General features: G+C 43.9%; 14 protein-coding genes and 4 pseudogenes. 5 read left to right on the top strand and 13 right to left on the bottom strand.

Annotation, left to right across the window (positions count from 1 at the left end; all coding sequences use genetic code 11):
• Positions 1–32: 32 nt before the first annotated feature.
• A complete protein-coding gene (locus AC4CVD_RS15420) occupies positions 33–623 on the bottom strand; it encodes a LemA family protein (RefSeq protein ID WP_005401344.1) in 591 nt (196 codons plus the stop codon).
• 148 nt (positions 624–771) lie between these two features.
• Positions 772–1,650 (bottom strand): metal-dependent hydrolase, encoded by an 879-nt coding sequence (locus tag AC4CVD_RS15425; protein ID WP_005401345.1) that lies wholly within the window; start codon positions 1,648–1,650, stop codon positions 772–774.
• A gap of 146 nt (positions 1,651–1,796) precedes the next feature.
• Here AC4CVD_RS15425 and tnpA point away from each other — a divergent pair, with 146 nt between their 5' ends.
• From tnpA to tnpC, 3 genes are all read left to right on the top strand, one after another.
• A complete protein-coding gene (gene tnpA / locus AC4CVD_RS15430) occupies positions 1,797–2,180 on the top strand; it encodes an IS66-like element accessory protein TnpA (protein ID WP_490752644.1) in 384 nt (127 codons plus the stop codon).
• On the top strand, positions 2,177–2,512 hold the full coding sequence (gene tnpB / locus AC4CVD_RS15435) for an IS66 family insertion sequence element accessory protein TnpB (protein ID WP_275284931.1): 336 nt from the start codon (positions 2,177–2,179) through the stop codon (positions 2,510–2,512). The genes tnpA and tnpB overlap by 4 nt, the downstream gene beginning before the upstream one ends.
• Before the next feature lie 74 nt (positions 2,513–2,586).
• Positions 2,587–4,212: an IS66 family transposase gene (gene tnpC / locus AC4CVD_RS15440; protein ID WP_490752646.1), complete on the top strand. Its 1,626-nt coding sequence runs from the start codon at positions 2,587–2,589 to the stop codon at positions 4,210–4,212.
• A gap of 201 nt (positions 4,213–4,413) precedes the next feature.
• On the opposite strand, the gene AC4CVD_RS15445 is transcribed toward tnpC, so the two are convergent.
• From AC4CVD_RS15445 to AC4CVD_RS15470, 6 genes and pseudogenes are all read right to left on the bottom strand, one after another.
• On the bottom strand, positions 4,414–5,835 hold the full coding sequence (locus AC4CVD_RS15445) for an FAD-dependent oxidoreductase (RefSeq protein ID WP_005401346.1): 1,422 nt from the start codon (positions 5,833–5,835) through the stop codon (positions 4,414–4,416).
• 72 nt (positions 5,836–5,907) lie between these two features.
• Entirely contained in the window at positions 5,908–10,383 is a 4,476-nt protein-coding gene (gltB, locus tag AC4CVD_RS15450; RefSeq protein WP_490753397.1) for a glutamate synthase large subunit, read from the bottom strand.
• 447 nt (positions 10,384–10,830) lie between these two features.
• A complete protein-coding gene (locus AC4CVD_RS15455; protein WP_005401348.1) occupies positions 10,831–11,670 on the bottom strand; it encodes a hypothetical protein in 840 nt (279 codons plus the stop codon).
• Between the two features lie 7 nt (positions 11,671–11,677).
• Positions 11,678–12,763 (bottom strand): 3-dehydroquinate synthase, encoded by a 1,086-nt coding sequence (gene aroB / locus AC4CVD_RS15460; protein WP_005401349.1) that lies wholly within the window; start codon positions 12,761–12,763, stop codon positions 11,678–11,680.
• Positions 12,764–12,793: 30 nt separating this feature from the next.
• Complete coding sequence (gene aroK / locus AC4CVD_RS15465; protein WP_005401350.1) at positions 12,794–13,327, bottom strand: shikimate kinase AroK; 534 nt, start codon at positions 13,325–13,327, stop codon at positions 12,794–12,796.
• A 37-nt stretch (positions 13,328–13,364) separates the two neighbouring features.
• Positions 13,365–14,642 (bottom strand): annotated as a pseudogene (locus tag AC4CVD_RS15470) (type IV pilus secretin PilQ); the annotation flags it as partial.
• A gap of 56 nt (positions 14,643–14,698) precedes the next feature.
• On the opposite strand from AC4CVD_RS15470, the pseudogene AC4CVD_RS15475 reads away from it, so the two are divergent.
• Positions 14,699–15,430: pseudogene (locus AC4CVD_RS15475) on the top strand (IS481 family transposase); the annotation flags it as partial.
• A 63-nt stretch (positions 15,431–15,493) separates the two neighbouring features.
• Here the strand turns inward: AC4CVD_RS15475 and AC4CVD_RS15480 are convergent.
• From AC4CVD_RS15480 to AC4CVD_RS15500, 5 genes and pseudogenes are all read right to left on the bottom strand, one after another.
• Positions 15,494–16,240: pseudogene (locus AC4CVD_RS15480) on the bottom strand (AMIN domain-containing protein); the annotation flags it as partial.
• Between the two features lie 64 nt (positions 16,241–16,304).
• The gene (locus tag AC4CVD_RS15485; protein ID WP_004978081.1) at positions 16,305–16,832 is read right to left on the bottom strand and encodes a pilus assembly protein PilP; all 528 of its coding nucleotides are present in this window, start codon (positions 16,830–16,832) and stop codon (positions 16,305–16,307) included.
• Positions 16,832–17,569, bottom strand: a complete 738-nt coding sequence (locus tag AC4CVD_RS15490; protein WP_004978082.1) for a type IV pilus inner membrane component PilO — start codon at positions 17,567–17,569, stop codon at positions 16,832–16,834. The genes AC4CVD_RS15485 and AC4CVD_RS15490 overlap by 1 nt, the downstream gene beginning before the upstream one ends.
• Positions 17,566–18,222: a PilN domain-containing protein gene (locus tag AC4CVD_RS15495; RefSeq protein ID WP_490753398.1), complete on the bottom strand. Its 657-nt coding sequence runs from the start codon at positions 18,220–18,222 to the stop codon at positions 17,566–17,568. The genes AC4CVD_RS15490 and AC4CVD_RS15495 overlap by 4 nt, the downstream gene beginning before the upstream one ends.
• A pseudogene (locus AC4CVD_RS15500) lies at positions 18,222–19,279 on the bottom strand (pilus assembly protein PilM). The gene AC4CVD_RS15495 and the pseudogene AC4CVD_RS15500 overlap by 1 nt, the downstream one beginning before the upstream one ends.
• Before the next feature lie 165 nt (positions 19,280–19,444).
• Here AC4CVD_RS15500 and ponA point away from each other — a divergent pair.
• Positions 19,445–21,973: a penicillin-binding protein PBP1a gene (gene ponA / locus AC4CVD_RS15505; RefSeq protein WP_114836329.1), complete on the top strand. Its 2,529-nt coding sequence runs from the start codon at positions 19,445–19,447 to the stop codon at positions 21,971–21,973.
• Positions 21,974–22,000 lie beyond the last annotated feature (27 nt).

Raw genomic sequence — 22,000 nt, forward strand, 5'->3', positions numbered from 1 at the left:
GCTACGATTGCGTGAGATCACTGAGGTTTCAACTAGTTAAATGATACCGTTGGTGCTTTTTGCGCACTTTGCTCCGCACTAAAGTTCGGTTTGGTGTCCATCCCAATCACCTTCGCAGTCATGACTTGTGGGAACTGACGTGCATAGGAGTTAAAGTCTTGTACTGTACTAATGTAGCGATTACGCGCTACCGCAATACGGTTTTCGGTACCTTCGAGTTGAACCTGTAAATCACGGAATTGCTCATTGGCTTTTAAGTCTGGATAGTTTTCTGAGACCGCAATTAAACGCGACAATGCACCTGTCATTTGCGCCTGAGCTTCTTGATATTTTTGGAATAATGCAGGGTCTTCTAATACTTCTTTATCGACTTTTAAACCTGCCACATTGGCACGAGCCTGTGTGACCTCAGTTAGGACTTGCTCTTCATGCTTAGCATACCCCTTCACTACATTCACCAAGTTCGGCACCAAATCTGCACGGCGCTGATATTGGTTTTGTACTTCCGACCAAGCAGCTGTAACTGCCTCATCTTTGACCTGTAAGGTATTATAACCACAGCCCGATAGCGTTAACGTGCTCACAAGGGCAACAACGACAGCAGTTTTTTTCATAAAATTCATTCAGCTATCCTCTTTCTTTTGTATTTATTGCAATAACCTGATTGTAAACACATTTGATTATCCTTTTGTTGCTTTTAGTTAAAGTAGCTAAAAATGAAAGAACCGAGCGATATTCACTCGGTTTTGATTATTTATTTTTATACTTAAACTAAATAGCCGCGTGCAATTCCTGCTGAAAACCTTCGAGTTGATAGTTGTCTGCCAAACGGGTTTTCCAGTATTTCAACAGTTGGGTGTAATCAATATCTGAGGGATGAAAGTTGCTTTTGTAATAAGACAGATATTCAGGCAGCAATTGCACAAACATCTTCGCCAGTAAATACAACCCAAAGAGATTCCCACCCAATTTCGGTATACTCTTTTTGTGGTCTTGTAAAAATAATCGACTGGCTGAGTAAAAAGTTAAACTGGCGAAACCTGTCGTTACACTGCGCATAATTAAACGGCGAATCTTGTCATCACCATACACATCTTGATAAACATCGAAGGCAACCGCACGATGCTCAATTTCTTCAATGGCATGCCACACCCAGAGTTTAACCGCATCATCATCCAAGGTGCTCAATACCTCAGGATGCCTTAAGATATAGCCGCCTAGCAGTGCCGTAAAATGCTCAAAAGCACAGGTGATTGCGAGCTGAATTTTAGGATGCAGGTTTTTCACATCATCATCTTTACGCGCCAACCATGCCTGAAAACGGTCGAGATTATAATCATCACGGCGCCATGCAGCATTAAATGCCGTGTGTGCTTGAGAATGCATCGCCTCTTGACCAATAAATGCCGCAATCTGCACTTGCAGATTTTCATCCTTCACTTGGTCACGTACATTACGCACGCTATGCACAAAGAACTGCTCACCTATGGGAAAAGTCGAAGACAATGCCGTCAGCAAATGTGACATGACCGGTGAATTGGCAAAATAATGCCTGCGAATGGCTTTGGGGTTGAATTGCAAACGTCGAATCGTAATACCCTGAGCTTTTGGACGATGTTGATATAGTTTTTCTGTCGTCACTTGAGTCATGTCTATTTCCTAACATTTAACCGAGCGATCTTCAGTATCTGAATTTAGAGACCGTTCACAGTAAGCGTCCGCTAAACACACCTTATGAATTCGTCCTATAAGCCTTAATTTAGTCCTCACTTAAAAACAAGTGGGAACTTAAATTTATGACTACAAATAACCAGACATCCATCGCATCTCTTACGATAAAACGAAGAACATATAGTGCTGAATTTAAACAGCAGATCGTTCAGGCGTGTAAAGCATCGGAGGTTTCAATTGCTTCGGTCGCTTTGCAACATGGATTGAATACAAATCTTGTATCCAAATGGATTCGCTTAATTGATGCTAAGCCAGGGAATGATCGCTCACTACTACCGAATAAACCTGCATTTATTGCCTTATCTTGCTCTGCACCATTAGATCCTATTTCTACTGGCATGTTAACGGTTCAAATTACTTTACCCCACTCAAAAGCAGAAATTGGCTTGAAATGGCAAGTATCAGAAATATCTGCTTTAGCAGAATTACTCAAGGCACTTACAACATGATCCGTATCGATGAAATCTGGTTGTCTACCCAGCCCATGGACATGCGTGCAGGTATGGATACGGCCATGGCTCAGGTGGTGAGAGCCTTTGGCTACATTAAACCGCATTGTGCTTACCTGTTCTGTAATAAACGTGGCCATCGCATGAAAGTGCTGGTACATGATGGACTGGGGATCTGGCTGTGTGCTCGGCGGTTGGAACAGGGCAAATTTCACTGGGCTAAAGTTCATCAGGGTGAAACCCTGGCACTCAGTCCAGAACAGTTACAGGCACTGATCCAGGGTTTGCCTTGGCAGCGCATTGGACGACAGCAATTGGTCACAATGCTCTAAACTAGCTTGGTCCATTCTGCTATTCTCCAAACGTTCTATTTCATTCTTCTCATGACCTCAGGCATACTGCGGTCATGAATACACTGCCTGATTTAAGCCAACTGACCCATGAACAACTGCTGGAATTTACTAGACAGTTGGCAATGCAACATCAGTCTCTGGCACAATCAAACCAGCAATTAGATGCCAAAGTTCAGCATCTTGAAGTATCCAATCTGCAATTAGATGCTCAAGTTCAACATCTTTCCATTCTCACGCAAAAATACGAGCATGAGCTCGCACTATTTAAACAGCACAAATTTGGCAGTAAAAACGAACATCTCACCGCAAAACAAATCCATCTGTGGGATGAAGCGGTCGAAGAAGATATTGCCGCTGTTGATCTGGAACTGGAACGGCTGAATGCAGATAAAACTGATGCAGCGACACACAAAGCCACAGTCAACAAACCTAAACGTCGACTGCTGCCCGATCATCTACACACCATCCGTATCGAGCATGAACCAACATCAACCCAATGTGCTTGTGGCTGCACCTTGCGTCGTATCGGCGAAGATATCAGTGAAAAACTACATTTCAGACCGGCACAGTTCTATAAGGAACAGCATGTGCGTGGCAAATGGGTCTGTGATCAGTGTGACACCCTGACTCAGCAAGCGATGCCCGCCTATGTGATTGATAAAGGTATTGCCAGTCCTGAACTACTGAGCCATGTGTTGGTCTCGAAATACGCAGATCATTTACCGCTGTACCGTCAACGTCTGATCTATCAGCGGGCGGGAATCGAGCTTTCTAGATCAACTTTATCTGACTGGATAGGTCGCTGCGGTGTAGAACTGGAGCCTCTGGCCAATGCTTTAAAAGAGGTGGTGCTGCAACAGCGGGTGCTGCATGCAGATGAAACACCAGTCACCATCATGCGGATGGGTGATGATGAGAAAAAACCGAAGAAAGGTTATGTCTGGGCCTATGCAACAACCCAATATAATCCAATTCAAGCCGTGATCTATGACTTTCAGGATAGTCGTGCAGGCCAGCATGCTGAAGCGTTCCTGAAAGACTGGCAGGGCCATCTGGTCTGTGATGATTACAGTGGTTATAAAGCACGCTTTAAATCAGGCCAAGTCATTGAGGTGGGCTGCATGGCGCATGCTCGTCGTAAATTCCATGAACTGCATGTGACCAAGAAAAGTCAGGTCGCTGAACAGGCCTTAGTGCTGATTCAGAAACTGTATGCCATAGAAGCAGAACTCAGGAGAAAGACCGATGGTACAGCAGAACAGCGCCGCGAATACCGACAACAGCATAGTCAACCGGTGATGCAACAACTGTATGAATGGCTCAACCAGCATCAACTGACGGTGCCATCGAGTTCTCCAACCGCCAAGGCCATCAATTACACTCTGAAGCGTTGGCCAGCTTTAAGCCGCTATCTGGATGATGGCAATCTACCGATTTGCAATAATTGGGTGGAAAACCAGGTGCGGCCTTGGGCGTTGGGACGTAAGAACTGGTTATTTGCAGGTTCGCTGCGTAGTGGTCAGCGAGCGGCAAACATCATGACTTTAATCCAGTCAGCAAAGCTGAATGGGCTGGATCCGTATGCCTATTTAAGTGATGTGCTGAAAAGATTGCCGACCCATAAAGTGACCCAAATAGAAGAATTGCTACCACACCGCTGGAAATCCAACTCAAATTAAAAAATAGACATGGGGTTCAGCGGACGCTTACCGTTCACATATGGCAAAAGTGCTTAGTACGTTTGCAAATTCGTCCATTTTTATCGGACTCTCCACCAGATCTTTTTCGGTTTATCCCGATCCACCTCTTTCATATCATCTCAAGCAAACAGTGATCATAAAAAACCCGCCGAAGCGGGTTTTTGTGTTGAACGATTTAGATTAAATGTCTAAATAATCCAAAATACCTTCAGCTGCTTGACGGCCTTCCCAAATCGCTGTGACAACAAGGTCTGAACCACGAACCATATCACCACCCGCAAAGATTTTCGGATTTGAGGTTTGGAATTTATAGGTTTGCTGTTCAGCCGCAACTACACGACCTGAACCATCAAGGTTAATATTCACATTTGTAAACCAATCCGCAGGGCTGGTACGGAAACCAAATGCCAATAAAACTGCATCTGCAGGTAAAATTTCTTCTGAACCCGGAATTGGTTCTGGGCTGCGACGACCACGGCTATCAGGCTCGCCAAGTTGAGTCGTAACCACTTTTACGCCTGTGACTTTACCATTTTCACCTACAATTTCAATTGGTTGGCGATTAAACAAGAAGTTCACTCCTTCTTCTTTGGCATTTTGCACTTCACGACGTGAACCTGGCATATTTTCTTCATCACGACGGTATGCACAGCTCACCACTTCTGCACCCTGACGAATCGAAGTACGGTTACAGTCCATTGCAGTGTCACCACCACCTAGGACAATCACCTTTTTACCTTCAACACTGATGTACTCGCTTGGGTCTTTTTCCCAACCTTGAGTACGGTTGACATTGGCAATCAAGAAATCCAAGGCATCATAGACACCATTTAGATCTTCACCTGCGAAGCCACCTTTCATGTAGGTATAAGTACCCATACCCATGAACACCGCATCGTATTCAGTAAGCAATTGATCGATGGTGACATCTGTACCAATTTCAGTATTTAAACGGAATTCCACGCCCATGCCCGTGAAGATTTCACGGCGACGCTTCATCACATCTTTTTCCATTTTAAATTCTGGAATACCAAAAGTCAGTAGACCACCAATTTCAGGGCGTTTGTCGAATACTACAGGTTTAACCCCACTACGCACCAAAATATCAGCACAGCCTAGACCCGCAGGGCCTGCACCAATGATCGCGACTTTTTTATCTGTCCACTTTACTGAAGACATATCTGGACGCCAGCCCAGTGCAAACGCAGTGTCATTGATATATTTTTCAGCGTTACCAATCGTCACTGCACCAAAACCATCGTTTAAGGTACAAGCCCCTTCACATAAACGGTCTTGCGGACAAACACGACCACACACTTCTGGTAGCGTGTTGGTTTGGTGACACAGTTCTGCTGCTTGGAAAATACGGCCTTCAGCAATCAACTTTAACCAGTTTGGAATATAGTTATGTACTGGACATTTCCATTCACAATATGGGTTACCACACCCTAAACAACGGTGGGTCTGATTTGCTGCCACTTCCGCTGTAAAAGGTTTATAAATTTCCACAAACTCTGCTTTGCGGACCTGAATCTCTTTTTTCTCTGGATCTTGGCGTGCTACATCCAGAAATTGAAAGTCATTGTTTAGGCGCTCTGCCATGTCTCTCTCCGTGGGTAGGTGCAGCCCGTTTATCTATCGTCTGCACCTGCCTATGTATCAGCAGTAGTGGAATTATTGTGGATCAGCTTGAGTGGTTTTCAACAAAGTCTGTAAGTTGGCAGCTTTCGGTTTCACCAACCAGAATTTACGACTGTAGAAATCAAACTCGTTACGGATCTTGTACGCCCAAGCACTACCAGTCTCAGCAATGTGTTCATCTAAGATACGGCTTAAGAACTCTTTATGTTCTTCCATCGATTCAGTCGAAATACGATTCAGCTCAATCAGTTCGTGGTTGTAATGATCAACGAAGTCATTATCAAGGTCAAGAACGTAAGCAAAACCACCTGTCATCCCTGCACCGAAGTTGTGCCCCACTTTACCAAGTACAGTCACGATACCACCTGTCATATATTCACAACAGTGATCGCCTGCACCTTCAATTACAGCGAAAGCACCCGAGTTACGTACTGCAAAACGCTCACCTGCTGTACCTGCTGCGAACAATTTACCACCCGTTGCACCATATAAACAGGTGTTACCAATGATTGCCGTTTCTTGGGTTTGGAAAGGTGAACCTTTTGGTGGGAAGATCGACACACGACCACCTGCCATGCCTTTACCCACGTAGTCGTTCGCATCACCTTCTAATCGAATGTGCAAACCACCCGCATTCCAAACACCGAGGGATTGACCCGCAGTACCCACCAAGTTCATCTTCACTGGGTGCGCTTCCATGCTGAGGTTGCCATAACGACGCGCAATCTCACCTGAAATACGTGCACCAATTGAACGGTCACAGTTACCAATGGTGAAGTGATATTCACCTGTGGTCCCAGCTTCAATTGCTGGTAGCATTTCAGCAACCATTTTCTCAGCAAGCAAGCCTTTATCAAACGGTGCGTTACCTTCAACTTCACAGTACTGCGCCTTACCTTGCGCAGAAGGATGTGACTCCAGTAATGCGCTCAAATCAAGGTGCGCATGTTTCTCCGTTTCACCTGGAAGCATTTCAAGCAAATCTGTACGACCAATCAAGTCTTTGAGGCTTGAAACACCCAACGCTGCCAGCCACTCACGTGTTTCTTCAGCAATGAAGGTGAAGAAGTTGATGAGCATTTGTGGCTCGCCAATATAATGTTCTTGGCGTAAATGATCTTGTTGAGTCGCAACACCCGTTGCACAGTTATTCAGGTGACAAATACGCAGGTATTTACAACCTAAAGCAATCATTGGTGTAGAACCAAAGCCAAAGCTTTCTGCACCTAAAATGGCTGCTTTCACCACATCTAGACCTGTTTTCAAACCGCCGTCGGTTTGAACACGAACTTTACCACGTAAGTCATTAACACGAAGTGCTTGATGCGCTTCAGAAAGACCCAACTCCCAAGGCGAACCTGCATGGTGAATTGAAGACAATGGAGAGGCTGCTGTACCACCGTCATAACCTGAAATAGTAATGAAGTCAGCATAGGCTTTTGCCACACCTGCTGCAATGGTACCTACACCCGGCTCAGACACCAGTTTTACTGAAACCATCGCTTGAGGATTGACTTGTTTTAAGTCAAAGATCAATTGTGATAAATCTTCAATCGAGTAAATGTCATGGTGCGGTGGTGGAGAAATGAGGGTCACTCCCGGCACAGAATAACGTAAACGTGCAATTAAGCCATTCACTTTACCACCTGGTAATTGACCACCTTCACCCGGTTTAGCCCCTTGCGCCACTTTAATCTGCAAGACTTCAGCAGAGGTTAAATACGCAGGTGTTACACCAAAACGACCTGATGCAATCTGTTTGATTTTCGAGTTACGAATGGTGCCATAACGCGCTGGATCTTCACCGCCCTCACCCGAGTTTGAACGACCACCAATGGTGTTCATCGCAATCGCAATCGCCTCATGCGCTTCAGGAGACAATGCTCCTAAAGACATGCCTGCAGAGTCAAAGCGCGGTAAAATCGCTTCTACAGACTCCACTTGATCTAGAGCAATCGAGTTATCTGTTTTTAACTTTAATAAGTCGCGAATTGTTGCCACTGGACGGTTATTCACCAGCTCAGCATATTCTTTAAAGTCTGCATATTGACCAGAACGCACTGATTTATGCAAAGCATTGATTACGTCTGGGTTGAACGCATGGTATTCCTTATCAAAGACAAATTTCAGCAAACCACCTTGATCGATTGGTTTACGTGTTTTCCATGCGGTATCGGCCAATTTCTTTTGGTCATTTTCAAGGTCAATAAAGGTTGCACCTTTGATACGGCTCGGTACACCCGTGAAGCATTTTGAAACCACTTCTTCAGACAGACCCACCGCTTCAAACAACTGACCACCACGGTAAGAGGCAACCGTAGAAATCCCCATTTTTGAAAGGACTTTTAACAAGCCTTTTTCAATGCCTTTACGGAAATTCACTTGTGCTTGAATTGGGTCACCTAATAGCTCGCCTTTTGCAACCAAGTCATTGATCACATCATAAGCAAGGTAAGGATAAATTGCTGTCGCACCAAAACCGAGAATAACCGCAAATTGGTGCGGGTCACGTGCCAGTGCTGTTTCAACAATAATGTTGGCATCGGTACGTAAACCGACATTAATTAGATAATGGTGCACAGCACCAGTTGCCATCAATGCATTGGCAGGCAAGAAACCTTGACGAATTTTCTTATCAGACAACACCAATAAGGTTTTGCCGTCACGAATCGCTTGCGCTGCTTCTTCACAGATACGCGCAATTGCAGCTTCTAGACCTTCATCTTCCGCATAATTTAAATCGATATCTGCAATCTCATAACCCTTACGACCCAGCGTACGGATTTGATGCATTTTCGAATTTGACAACACTGGGCTTGAAATGATCAAACGATCCGCATGCTCAGGGCTTTGTTCAAAAACGTTTTGCTCACGACCTAAACACGTTTCCAATGACATCACAATCGATTCACGTAATGGGTCGATTGGTGGGTTGGTGACCTGAGCAAACTGTTGACGGAAGTAATCCGACACATGACGTACTTGGCGAGACAAAACTGCCATTGGCGTATCATCACCCATTGAACCCACTGCTTCCTGACCACTTTCAGCGATTGGACGAAGCAATTGATCACGTTCTTCAAAGGTCACCATAAACATTTTTTGTGATGCTTTAAGGTCGTCGCCTTTTAAGCCTTGATCACATAAATATTCTTCAAGCTCTGGACTACCTTGTACACGAACTGAGTTTTCACGTAACCATTCACGGTAAGGACGCATTTTTTTCAAATGCGTGCTGACATCTTTAGTGTCGAGCATTTTACCTGTGAAGGTATCAATCACTAGGATTTGACCTGGACCGACACGACCTTTAGAAATTACATCTTCAGGCTCGTAGCCCCATACACCAATTTCAGACGCCAGTGTGATGTAACCATTTTTGGTAATCACCCAACGTGCTGGACGTAAACCGTTACGGTCCAACATACAAATCGCATGACGACCATCTTGAATCACGAGACCAGCAGGACCATCCCACGCTTCCATATGCTTCGAGTTAAACTCATAGAATGCACGTAAATCAGCATCTAAAGTTTCCACGTTCTGCCATGCTGGAGGAACCAACATACGCAGTGCACGGAACAAGTCCATACCGCCGCCCACAAGAATTTCAAGCATGTTATCTAAGCTTGAAGAATCCGAGCCAGTACGGTTCACGATTGGATTGAGCTCAGTTAAACCAGGCAATAATGGGTTTTCAAACTTTGGCGTACGCGCCATCGCCCAGTTACGGTTCGCAGTAATGGTATTAATTTCACCATTGTGTGCAAGATAACGGAATGGCTGAGCCAAAGGCCAACGCGGCAATGTATTGGTCGAGAAACGTTGGTGGAACACCACAATATGTGACTCAAGACGTGGGTCTGCCAAGTCTGTGTAGAAGTCAGCAATCGCTTCAGGCATCATCAAGCCTTTATAGCTAATCACTGTTGAACATAATGTGGTTACATAAAATGAAGGGTCATTAGTAAGCTGCTGTTCTGCACGGCGGCGTGCCAAGAAGAGTTTACGGTTAAACTCAACTTCAGACACACCCATTGGGCAGTTCACAATAATTTGCTCAAATGCAGGAAGTGACTGCATCGCAATCGAACCTAAAGCATCGTTATTGGTCGGAATCACACGCCACGCCAATAGTCGACAGCCTTCAGATTCAATTTCTTTAGTTAGAATTTGTTTTGCATGTGCTGCAATTGCTGGATCGAGGCTTAAAAACACCGTGCCGACAGCAAAAACTTCACTGAGTGTAATATCACTGAGTTTTTTCGCTTCTTCACGGAAAAACTGTTTTGGCATTGCTAAGAGTAAACCGCAACCATCCCCTGTCTTACCATCTGCAGCAATACCACCGCGGTGGGTCATACAGCTCAGACTGTGCATAGCAGTCTTGACAAGATCATGGCTTGCATCACCCTGCATATGGGCGATTAAACCAAAACCACAGTTATCTTTAAACTCATCCGGTTGGTATAAACCTTGAGCGGGAGCTACAGTATTAGGCGATGGCATGTGCATAGCGTACCCTTCTTTCTACAGGCCCTGTCGGGCGTCTAACAATCTAATTACTTCTTGCCGATTCGTTCAATTGACTCATATTCAGATTCTGATTGAAGTACAGCATTTTTTCTTCACACCCAAGATAGACTGATTTTCGTCTTTATGCATGTCTTAATTGAAAAAATGTATGCAGCAGTCACGCACTTTTATAAGGCACTTGGCCGCTACTATTTCGCTCATAAATCGAATCTTTTTTGCGCCAAAACAGTGACATCAACTCAATTCATGCACCATTAAAGCAAGTTTTATGCCAATTATTTATTTTGTGTGTTAAGCGCTTTAGTTTTATTAGGTTTGTGTTTTTTACGTAAAAAACTAGTTCGAGGATAATCCATTTATTGCACCATATCTGTGCACATATGGAATTTACATTTTTTGATGCGCCATAATGATCCAATTTTAATTAAATGGGTCGGTCACTTCAGGTTCATTTGTTTTATTTTGTGGCGCATTCTCTACGGTCGTTTGTGACTTTTGCACATCAACCACATTTCCATCCGCATCACGACGAGTAACCGTTGTCGATGTGGTCGATTGTTTATTTTGTTCAACTGCTGCACGTGCCGCTTGTTGACGCGCAGCAAGCGTAGCTTCATCAATCACAGGCACAGCGGCTGGTTTCAACTGCACGGCATAGAGCTTATTGCTAAGTCCAAGTTCATCAGAACCGAGATCATTGACATATTCAGCATAGCTTTCAATTTTTTCAACTTTGGGTTGCACCGACTTCGGCAACGTCAGTTTTAAATCCGCCAATGCCTTTTGCGCCTCATTGGCATTTTTATACACACCATAGATCAGCACATATTGCTCAATTTGGTTTTCACCCGTCAGTCTTAAGTAACTAAACGCTTGACGATCAGATTGTCTTTGCAAAAAGCGCTTAATAATCGCCTCTTCTGAAACTCTAAACAACTCAACTGCACTGTTCTTTTTATTTTCCTGAATAAATTTGGTCCCACGGAATTCAGCTTCATGCTGCGCGATTGCTACAACACGTGTCGTCATATCCAAAGGTTTTACTTCATCGAGGAATGAACCTAAATGTGCGGTTGTTGCGACTTTTTCTGGCTGAATTTGTAACTCAACTTCAGATTCAGCTTTTTTTTCAACTTCAACCACAGTCTCTTGATCTGTAATGGCCCAAAAGACTAAGGCGCCAAACAAGCATACCCCTCCGAATGCAAGCCAAATATAATTTTGCTTTGTCTGCCACTGGGTTCGAAGGGTTGTTGCCATAATAAAGTTATGCCTGCTCTTGGTTGGCTAAAATCGCCTGTTTCATCAATTCTACATCAAATGTTTTGGTAATGATGGCCTGTCCTACCGCTTGCATCAAAACCAAACGCAGTTGCCCGTTCAAGACTTTTTTATCATGAGCCATATACGCCAAAAAGTCATCGAGGGGAATCTGCGGACATACTATCGGTAAATTCGCGCGTTGAATGATATTTTTTGTACGCGCCAAATCTTCTGCACTGATCCATCCCATACGCTGCGATAAATCTGCTGCCATCACCATACCTGTTGCCACAGCTTCACCATGGAGCCATTCACCATAGCCTAGATAAGATTCAATCGCATGTCCAAAGGTATGCCCAAGATTCAATAAGGCACGCTCACCTTGCTCTTTTTCATCATTGGCAACAATACGCGCTTTATGGGCACAAGAACGATACACAGCTTCAGCCAGTGCAGCTTCATCACCCTGCACCAAATCATCTATATGTTGTTCCAACCAAGTGAGAAAGTCAGTATCCCCCAAGAGTGCGTACTTAATCACTTCTGCCAAACCTGCGGATAACTCACGTGCTGGCAGCGTTTTAAGTTGAGACATATCCGCCAAGACCACTTGCGGTTGTTGAAATGCCCCGATCATGTTTTTACCCAGCGGATGATTAATCCCTGTTTTACCACCAACACTCGAATCAACCTGTGAAAGAAGTGTCGTTGGCACCTGAATAAAATAGACCCCACGCTGGAAGCATGCTGAAGCAAAGCCCGCCATATCTCCAATCACACCACCACCTAAAGCTAAAACTGTACAATCACGGTTGAAGCCTGACGCTAGCAATGCATCAAAAATCAGGTTGAGGTGCTCAATATTCTTATATTTTTCTCCATCAGGCAAAATACAGGTTGCAACTGTTTTTCCCAACGCTTCAATTGCTGCCACGTAACGCGCTAAATACAAAGGCGCGACCGTTTCATTACTCACAATCATCACTTGGCGACCATGAATATACGGCTCAAGTAAAGCGTTTGGATCTAAATCACTACCAATAAAGATCGGGTAACGGCGTTCGCCAAGTTCAACATATAAGGTTTGCATGGATCAAATCACTTCAAAACTGAATCAAAACTACTTTAAAAGAATCAAGTTTAAGATACGCTGCGCAAGATCACGTGCAGCCCCTTGATTGGTCTCAATAATATAATGGGCAACTTCACGATATAAAGGATCTCGAACGCTGAGCAAGTCAGTTAACTTTTGTTCAGGATTCTCCACTTGAAGCAGTGGACGATTTTTATCACGATAGGTTCGCTGTAGTTGAATCTCTACAGGAGTATAAAGATAAACAACAATACCACGTTGTTTGAGAAATGCGCGATTTGGAGCCTGAGTCACCGCCCCACCACCTGTGGCCAAGACCAAGTTGGGTCGAGAGGTTAACTCATCGATTACAACCGTTTCACGACTACGAAATCCAAGCTCGCCCTCTTTTTCAAAGATCCATGGAATCGTTGCCCCTGTTTTACGCTCAATCTCATGATCGCTATCAAGAAACTCTCGTCCTAACAGTTCAGCTAAATGTCGTCCTACCGTTGTTTTTCCAGCCCCCATAGGCCCTACCAAATAAATATTTGGTAGGGTTTCAAACTCTTTGCTTGGCAAGGAGTCACCTTTTAGATTTGTTCAAATTAAAAATATATTAATGATTTCTTGAAACACTGTCATTAACAATTCGTGGTGTCACAAAAATCAATAACTCAGTTTGCGCACTAGATCTGGTGTTATTTTTAAATAAAGCACCCACTACAGGCAAATCCCCAAAAAATGGAACTTTCTCATATTGATTTTGCTTAATGTCATCAAAAATACCGCCAAGTACGACTGTTTCACCATCATCAACCAAAACATTAGTTTCAAGTTCATTTGTATTAATTAAATACCCTACTGATGTTAGTGTACCAACTGTATCTTTTTCAATTTTTAGCGCCATTTGAACTTTACCATCAGGGGTGATACTTGGAGTCACCTCTAACTTTAAGTTAGCCGCACGGAATTCGGTTTTTAAGCCTTCCGTCGCACTCCATGTTTGATAAGGAATCTCTGTACCACGCAAGATATAGGCTTTCTGTTTATCACCAGTCAGTACTTTAGGTGCTGATAACACTTCACCATGACCATCCGCTTGAAGTGCGCTTAACTCAAGGTTTAACATATAATCTGAGATCTTCAGTAAACCAAAGTTAAACGTACCAGCCGTGTTTGTTGCTAAATCCACCCCCAAATCAAAACTTGGCTGGAAATCTCCGCCCCATACTGGGCTATTGCCCAGCTTCTTCGCGCTCCACTTAATCCCCAATTCGCGAGAAAAATCTGTTGACGCCGTTACAATACGGGCTTCGACCATCACCTGTTTAACTGCGACATCCAGCAAGTCAATCATGCGACGAATCTTGTCAATATTTTGCTGCGTATCATTAATAATTAAAGTATTGGTACGCGAATCAGAAACCGCACTACCACGAGCACTCAATAAACTTTCCAAAGCTAAGGAGTCTGAACCCGCTGTTCGGTTCGACTCACCTCCTTTACTATCACGAGAGTCCTCCAATAACTTCAGTACATCCGCCGATTTAGCATAACTCAATTGAATATAATCGGTTTGAATAGGTGAAAGCTTAATACTTTGCGCGATGGCTTTCGCCTCTTCTTCCTCAGATTTAATCAGCTCAGCTACAGGTGCAATCCAAATCACATTACCATTGCGTCGCTTATCCAAATTCTTGGTTTTCATTATGATATCAAGTGCCTGATCCCAAGGTACATCTTTAAGGCGCAAGGTAATATTACCTTGTACCGTATCCGAGGCCACCATGTTAATGCCTGTAAAATCAGCTAAGAGCTGTAATACACGGCGTACTTCAATATCTTGGAAATCTAAAGAAATCTTTTTGCCCGTATAAGCACTTGGTGCTTTAGGTGTTTAGTCCCAGATTTTAATGGTGCAATATTCTCAGATAAATGGAAGGAAGCACTATGGGACAAGTTCTACACAGCAGCGCCACAACGACACAGGCAGTGCGTCGAGCAATACAAAATAGTCAAGAGAGCTTAAGAACGCTAGCCAAGCGTTACGGCATCAATCAAAAGACCGTCGCAAAATGGAAGAAACGTACTTCAGTAGATGATCTTACAACCGGCCCAAAGAATCCTCGCTCAAGCGTGTTATCGCCTGAAGATGAGGCGGCAATTGTTGCTTTTCGAAAACGCACTTTGTTGCCGCTAGACGATTGCCTTTATGCATTGCAGCCGAGTATTCCTTATCTGACACGCTCGTCGTTACACCGCTGCTTACAGCGGCATGGTATTTCACGACTGCCTGAGGTACAAGGTGATCGCCCTGTCAGGAAGCGCTTCAAGAGCTACCCCATTGGTTACTTTCATATCGACATCGCTGAGATGCAAACAGCACAGGGTAAGCTTTATCTCTTCGTTGCCATTGATCGCACTTCCAAGTTTGCGTTCACTGAATTGCATACTAAAGCCAGTAAGATGGCAGCCGCGGAGTTCATGCGCAATCTGGTTAAGGCTGTGCCCTATAGAATCCATACGGTGCTAACAGATAACGGCATCCAGTTCACGAACCGCACCTGTGATCGCTACGCCTCTGAGCACATCTTTGATCGGGTTTGTACTGAATGTGGCATTGAACATCGTCTTACCAAGGTTAAGCATCCATGGACCAATGGACAGGTCGAGAGGATGAACCTGAACTTTTTAAAATTGATCCGATCCATCAAATGCCGGGACTAAACACCTAGGCTTCATTGGATTTTTATCTTCAGGACGCTTTAAACTAATGGTGAGCTTATCTTCTGCCTGATAAGCCATATATTCAAAACTGCCATTCGATTGGATCGTGATCAGGCCGTTACTGCCATCATTTTGTGCATCAGTGGTCGATACAGGCGTTGCGAAATCATTCACATTGAGACGGCGCGATAAGTGGGCAGGAATTTTATTCCCCAAAACGCGCACCACAATTTTACTGCCTTGTTGTTTCACATCGACAGGGGTATTGCTACCTTTTAAATCAATGACAACTTGGCCTTCGCCGTCTGAACCACGTTGGAATCCAATATTTGAAATACCTTGCTCTGAACGCGCTGCAGCAACAGGTGTTGCTAGCGCTGGGTTCGCTGAGTTAATTTTCAGAATAAAAGTATTACCTTCAACACGTGTAGTAAATGCACCAGCATCAGCCAAATTTACAGTTAAACGTGAACGCTGCGCAGCTGAAGTTACATCTACTGTACTTGCTTCAGCCGTTGCCACCGCAATACTGCCTTGTTTTAAGCTCTGCTGCGCTTTATCAAAATCCAAAACCAAACGTGATGGCTGTTCCAACTGATAGGCTTGCGGCTGTGGTGGCAAACCGTTGAACATGACACGAATTTCTGTTCCCTGTCCCGGAATTTGCATCGGCACAATATTCGTAATACTGACTTGCGCACTTGCAGCCTGCATCACCGCCATTGCAATTGCACCCATTGAAAACTGACGGAACATATGGTTCATCGTATTGCCATCCCCAAATATAAAATCTTTAGCACTATTTTTCATTTTTATTCCTTTTCCTTTTTTAAGGCGCCGGCCCAATTAATACTAGGCTTCTCGGGCGCTCGACATAGCCCTCACGCCCATCCGGAATAATTTCAATCAAATCAATTTGTGTAGCGGTGATATTAATCACACGACCATGATTCATCCCCAAATAACTACCACGCTGCACGCGTTCAATTTCACCATCCGGTGTTTGAATCAACGCCAAAATTTGTCCATTTTGTCCGCGCATGCTTCCTTTCATGTTAAGCGATTCAATCGCATAACTTTCCAAGGGTTGTAATTGGCGCGATAGGTTTGGATAGACACGCTTTCCAGCCATAATCTTCAGTTCAGCCGCTAAAGAGCTTGGCATAAACGGGCTCTTTAATTGGTGCGCAGCATAGTTAAAGGTCGGTACAGGTGGGAAATCTGGCGCTGGCTCAATCGGCAATGGTGGCTGATTGCGAATTTCAGCCATTTGCATATTGACCGCATCAATACGTGAATCACAACCGACAAGGAATAGTCCTACGCAGAGACTAAGTAAGAGGTTTTGATGTTTCATTACTTGGCACCTCCCGCATCGGCTTTCTTATCATTTTTTGTATCTTTTACATCAACATCCGTTGTAGCCGTTGCCCCGACATAACGGTAGGTTTTCGCTTTTACACTATATGAAATTTGCGGAATATCCGTCTTTTTATCATTGTTACTTGATGCTGAGATATCGAAGTCATGCAAGGTAACAATACGCGGTAAAGCTGCAATTCCACTGACAAATGAACCAAAAGAATGATAATCACCCGTCGCTTCAATGGAAATCGGCTGTTCGATAAAGAACTCTTGGCGAATTTCTGGTTCTAAACGAATATTTTTAAACTTTAATCCAGAATTTACGCCGCTCACGTTGATATCTTCAACCAAGCCAGGAATTTCAGTTTCTTTCGGCAGCTGTTCTAACTGCTGATTAAAATTGGCTTCCATTTCTTGCAATTGCACTTGATATTGCTGCAAATTACGTAATTTTGAATCTTTTTCACGAAACTCATTCAGTAAATTTTGTTCTTGTGCATGTGCATTTGAAATCGCATCAAGCTTCGGCTTAATCACGACAAAATAGCCCAATGCCCCAATTACTAAAATGATAAAAATCCAACAAGTCAATTTGACTGAAAAGGGCCAACTACCGTAATTGTTTGGATCTAAAGTATTGAACTGTTGAAAAAACTTATCAACCGTCATTTTCTTCTTGGTTACAGCATGGTTTTCTGATGTTAACTCTTCAAATTCATCGCGACTCATTGTGCTGCCCCCGCTGTTGAATTATTAACTGTACTTGCGGCTTCAGGTGTCGTCGCATCAGGCGATACTGGCTGAGCAATCTCATCTAAATCTGCGGTGACCACAAAGGTGCCATAGGTTTCTTCAACACGTGGCACGATGGAACTTGGTGCTTTATCTTTTTTCTCTTCAGCAACCAAGAATGAATTCATAAAGGCATTGCGATACCACGCCGATGCTTCTAGGTTACGTAAGAATTCCGCAACTGTATTCGGGCTTTCCGCTTTCCCTTCAATGGTAAATTTATCACCCGTACGCACAAACTTAGTAATGTACATATTACTTGGTGTAACACGTACCATTTCATCGACCAAACGAACAGCCACAGGACGTTGACCTTGCAAACCTTGGATCAACTTCATCCGTTCAACAATCGCATTGCGCTGCTCTTGCAGACCTTCCAATGACTTTAATTGGACATTTAAGTTTTGATTGGTACTCACCACCAACTGATTGGCTTGTTCTTGATCTTCCAGTTTTTGACTGTAAAAGAACCAAGCCAAAGCAACAGCTAAAACCCCAACTAATGCAGCCCCAACACAATAGGCAATAAATTCTTTTTTTCGTTTCTCTCTTAACGCATCACGCCAAGGGAGTAGGTTTATTTTTGCCATTAATCAAAACTCCTCAATGCCAACCCACATGCCACCATGAGTGATGAAGTATCATTTTCAATTTTTTTAATGTCGATTTGTGGAGAAAAGCCCATCTGTAAAAATGGGTTGGCAATAGTGACCCGATAACCTAATTTTTGTTGTAATAACTTCGCCAGTCCTGGAATATTGGCATTCCCCCCTGCCAATAAAATATGGTCGATCTCATTGAATTGAGAGGACGAAAAGAAGAACTGCAAAGAACGTGCTGCTTGTTGCACCACAGCTTCAAGAAAAGGTTCAAGTACTTCAATATCATAGTCGTCAGGCAAAGTACGGCTTTTTTTGGCGCGTCCAGCTTCTTCAAAAGACAAACCATAACGGTTTTGAATTTCTTGAGTCAGTTGTTTACCACCGAACACCTGCTCACGGGTATAAATGACTTTATTATTCTGCATGACAGATAAGGTGGTCATGGTATGACCGATGTCCAGAATCCCAACAGTATTTACGCCCATTGGAAGCGTATCTGAAAAGACTTTGAATGCATTTTCAATGGCGAAACTTTCAACATCGGCAATCTTAGGCGTTAAACCACCTAACTCCAATGCTTCGGATCGCGCCTCTACATTTTCAATGCGGGTTGCAACGAGGAGTACATTGACACGATTGGGATTGGCTAAACGATCTGGAAGGACTTCAAAGTCCAAACTCGCTTCATCTAATGGGAATGGAATATATTGCTCAGCATCATCACGAATCTGAATTTCACGTTCGTCATCGTTCATATCGGCATCCATTTCAATGATTTTAGTAATCACCATGGAGGTTGGAACTGCCAGTGCTACGTCTGTCGATTGAACATTGGCCAAATTTACCGCACGCTCAAGGGCATCACCAACTGCTTCTGGATTCAATATATTTTTTTCGACCACACTTCCTTCTGGTAAAGGGACAAGTGCATAGCTCTCCACCCACTACCGATTGTTTTTAACAGAAAGTCCAATACCTTAACAGAAGTCGAACTAATATCTACTCCTATTAACCCCTTACTTGGCTTACGATATAACCTGAGCACAGTATCATTCCTATTATTTTTTTATCCCCAAAAAAAGTAACCCACTAATTAGTCCGCGTCTATAATTTTATACGGATACAATAACTCATCTAACATTCCGTATGTGTACAGGATATACTGACCGCTAATTAGTTTGCCATTAGCTCTTATTAAAACTTACTTGTTATGAAAAAGCTATCTTGTTCGGGCCGTGTTCATCCATTTTTTTTGATCATTATTATAATGTTGGTCTCAATTCCAATGGGTTTTTATGGCATGTATCTCTATATTGCCCCATCTTTGCCGCAAATGACAACTCTAAAAAAGGCGCCATTACTAAAACCTTTACAAGTTTATAGTGCGGATAACCAACTCATTTCGGAATACGGTGGCAAGCTATCTGTACCCGTAGATTACGATCAGATCCCTCGAAGTTTTATTCATGCCTTTTTAGCGGCGGAAGATTCTTCTTTTTTTGAGCATAGTGGTATCAGTTTTAAAGGTTTAGGACGTGCAGTCAGTGAAAGTATTACTGGCTCAAACGTCCAAACGGGTGGCTCGACCATCACCATGCAAGTGGCAAAAAACTATTATCTCAGTCCTGAGCGTACGTTAAAACGTAAGTTGACTGAAGTTTTTCTAGCACGAAAAATTGAACAAAATTTGACGAAAGAGGAAATCTTAACCCTCTACGTTAATAAGATTTTCTTGGGTAAAAATGCCTACGGTATCGCAGCGGCAGCTAAAATTTACTACAACAAAAGCTTAGATCAACTCAGCATTGCACAAATGGCGATGATTGCAGGTCTACCTAAAGCGCCGTCTAAATACAATCCAGTGGTCAACCCAGAACGTGCTTTAGAACGTCGTAACTGGATTTTGGGTCGTATGCTCCAGCTAGGCTACATTAACCAAAGCCAATATGAAAAAGGTATTGCTGAACCAATTAACCTCGATATGCCTGACCGCGGGGTAAGCAACCGATTTCCCTACATCGGTGAAATGGTCCGTAGCGAACTGATTGAAAAGTTCGGTGAGCATGCCATTGACTCCGGTTATAAGGTCTACACCACCATCAACAGTGAACGCCAAGCCTATGCCGAACAAGCGGTACAAGATGGTTTAGAAGCCTATGACCGTCGTCATGGTTGGCGTGGTGCGGAAGCTCATGACAAACCCTTAAGTAGCTTTAGTGCATTTGCCAACACCTTCCCTGCTGAAGTTATCCGTGTGAATCAAAATAGTTTTGACGCCTTAATGCAAGATGGCTCAACGGTAACCGTGCCATGGTCTGGCATGTCTTGGACACGCCCTTATCGCAATGCGAATGCGGTAGGCGGTGCACCATCAAGAGCATCTCAAATTGTTAAAGTAAAAGACATTGTACGTCTGCGCCCCAATGACAACAAAACCTCATGGGCTTTGGTGCAACTGCCTAAAGTTCAAGGCCAGCTGATTGCACTTAACCCAAACAATGGCGCTGTAGAAGCATTGGTTGGTGGTTATAATTTTTATCAATCTAAATTTAACCGAACCACACAAGGCTGGCGCCAACCAGGTTCGATTATTAAACCTTTTGTCTATGCACTCGCTTTAGAGCGCGGTATGACACCGTATAGCATGGTCAATGACAGCCCGATCACCATTGGAAAATGGTCACCGCGTAATGCCGATGGTCGCTATTTGGGCATGATTCCCCTGCGTCGTGCACTCTATTTATCGCGTAACACCGTGTCAGTTCGACTCCTGCAAACCGTGGGCATTGAACGTACACGTCAATTGTTCATGGACTTCGGCTTAACCGATGAACAGATTCCGCGTAACTACACCATTGCACTCGGAACACCTCAGGTTTTACCGATTCAAATGGCTACTGGATACTCAACTTTTGCCAATGGCGGTTATCGTATTCAACCACACTTCATCAATCGGATTGAAGATGCCTATGGCAAGGTCATTTATCAGAACAACCCTGAATATGCATGTATCAGTTGTATCTCTCAACAAGAATCAAATCCTCAGTCTGCTGACACCATCACGCCTGATGATGAAGTAATTGAAGTCACCAACCAAGAGCTGAACCCTGCTGAAAAATCGGCAAATCCTGTTGAGATCAACAGTGACTATCGTCAAGCGCAACGTATTTTAAAATCCAGCTCTGCTTATGATATGGCGAATATTTTAAAAGACGTGATTCAACATGGTACAGGCCGTGCTGCGCTACGTATTGGACGAGATGACTTGGGCGGAAAAACAGGAACCACCAATGATGCAAAAGATGCTTGGTTTGCTGGCTTTAATGGCAAATTGGTGACCGTAGCGTGGGTCGGTTTCGACCAACCAACGACCTTAGGACGCCGCGAATACGGCGGTGTGGCTGCGCTCCCAATATGGACAGATTTCATGGCCAAAGCCTTACAAGGCACGCCTTCGGCTTGGGTTCAACTCGATGCCAAAGCCAAAGCGCCGATTCAACGCCATCAGAAAGAAGCTCCTCAGAGCAACTTAGGCCCAACCCCACCTTTGGCGCAACCGTTGTATCGCCCTGCACCGGTGGTGGTTCCACGTGCTCCTGAGCGTGACTTTGATGATTTGCCAGGTGAAGAGGAAACGTTGGTTCCAAAGAACAGCACCCCACCCACCATGCAAGTACCCAAAGAACAACCAAAACCTAAATCGGATGCGCTCGATCATTTAATTGATCAAGTCCAATAAGAAAAGCCCGCATCTGCGGGCTTTTTT

The sequence above is a fragment of the Acinetobacter sp. LipI_23 genome (assembly GCF_058243045.1).

Excerpts from the sequence above, each read along its gene's own strand:
- AC4CVD_RS15485 (WP_004978081.1), bottom strand. The coding sequence starts at position 16,832 with ATGAAACATCAAAACCTCTTACTTAGTCTCTGCGTAGGACTATTCCTT.
- AC4CVD_RS15495 (WP_490753398.1), bottom strand. The coding sequence starts at position 18,222 with ATGGCAAAAATAAACCTACTCCCTTGGCGTGATGCGTTAAGAGAGAAA.
- tnpC (WP_490752646.1), top strand. The coding sequence starts at position 2,587 with ATGAATACACTGCCTGATTTAAGCCAACTGACCCATGAACAACTGCTG.
- AC4CVD_RS15445 (WP_005401346.1), bottom strand. The coding sequence starts at position 5,835 with ATGGCAGAGCGCCTAAACAATGACTTTCAATTTCTGGATGTAGCACGC.
- AC4CVD_RS15490 (WP_004978082.1), bottom strand. The coding sequence starts at position 17,569 with ATGAGTCGCGATGAATTTGAAGAGTTAACATCAGAAAACCATGCTGTA.
- AC4CVD_RS15455 (WP_005401348.1), bottom strand. The coding sequence starts at position 11,670 with ATGGCAACAACCCTTCGAACCCAGTGGCAGACAAAGCAAAATTATATT.
- ponA (WP_114836329.1), top strand. The coding sequence starts at position 19,445 with ATGAAAAAGCTATCTTGTTCGGGCCGTGTTCATCCATTTTTTTTGATC.
- tnpA (WP_490752644.1), top strand. The coding sequence starts at position 1,797 with ATGACTACAAATAACCAGACATCCATCGCATCTCTTACGATAAAACGA.
- gltB (WP_490753397.1), bottom strand. The coding sequence starts at position 10,383 with ATGCCATCGCCTAATACTGTAGCTCCCGCTCAAGGTTTATACCAACCG.
- aroB (WP_005401349.1), bottom strand. The coding sequence starts at position 12,763 with ATGCAAACCTTATATGTTGAACTTGGCGAACGCCGTTACCCGATCTTT.
- AC4CVD_RS15420 (WP_005401344.1), bottom strand. The coding sequence starts at position 623 with ATGAATTTTATGAAAAAAACTGCTGTCGTTGTTGCCCTTGTGAGCACG.
- AC4CVD_RS15425 (WP_005401345.1), bottom strand. The coding sequence starts at position 1,650 with ATGACTCAAGTGACGACAGAAAAACTATATCAACATCGTCCAAAAGCT.
- tnpB (WP_275284931.1), top strand. The coding sequence starts at position 2,177 with ATGATCCGTATCGATGAAATCTGGTTGTCTACCCAGCCCATGGACATG.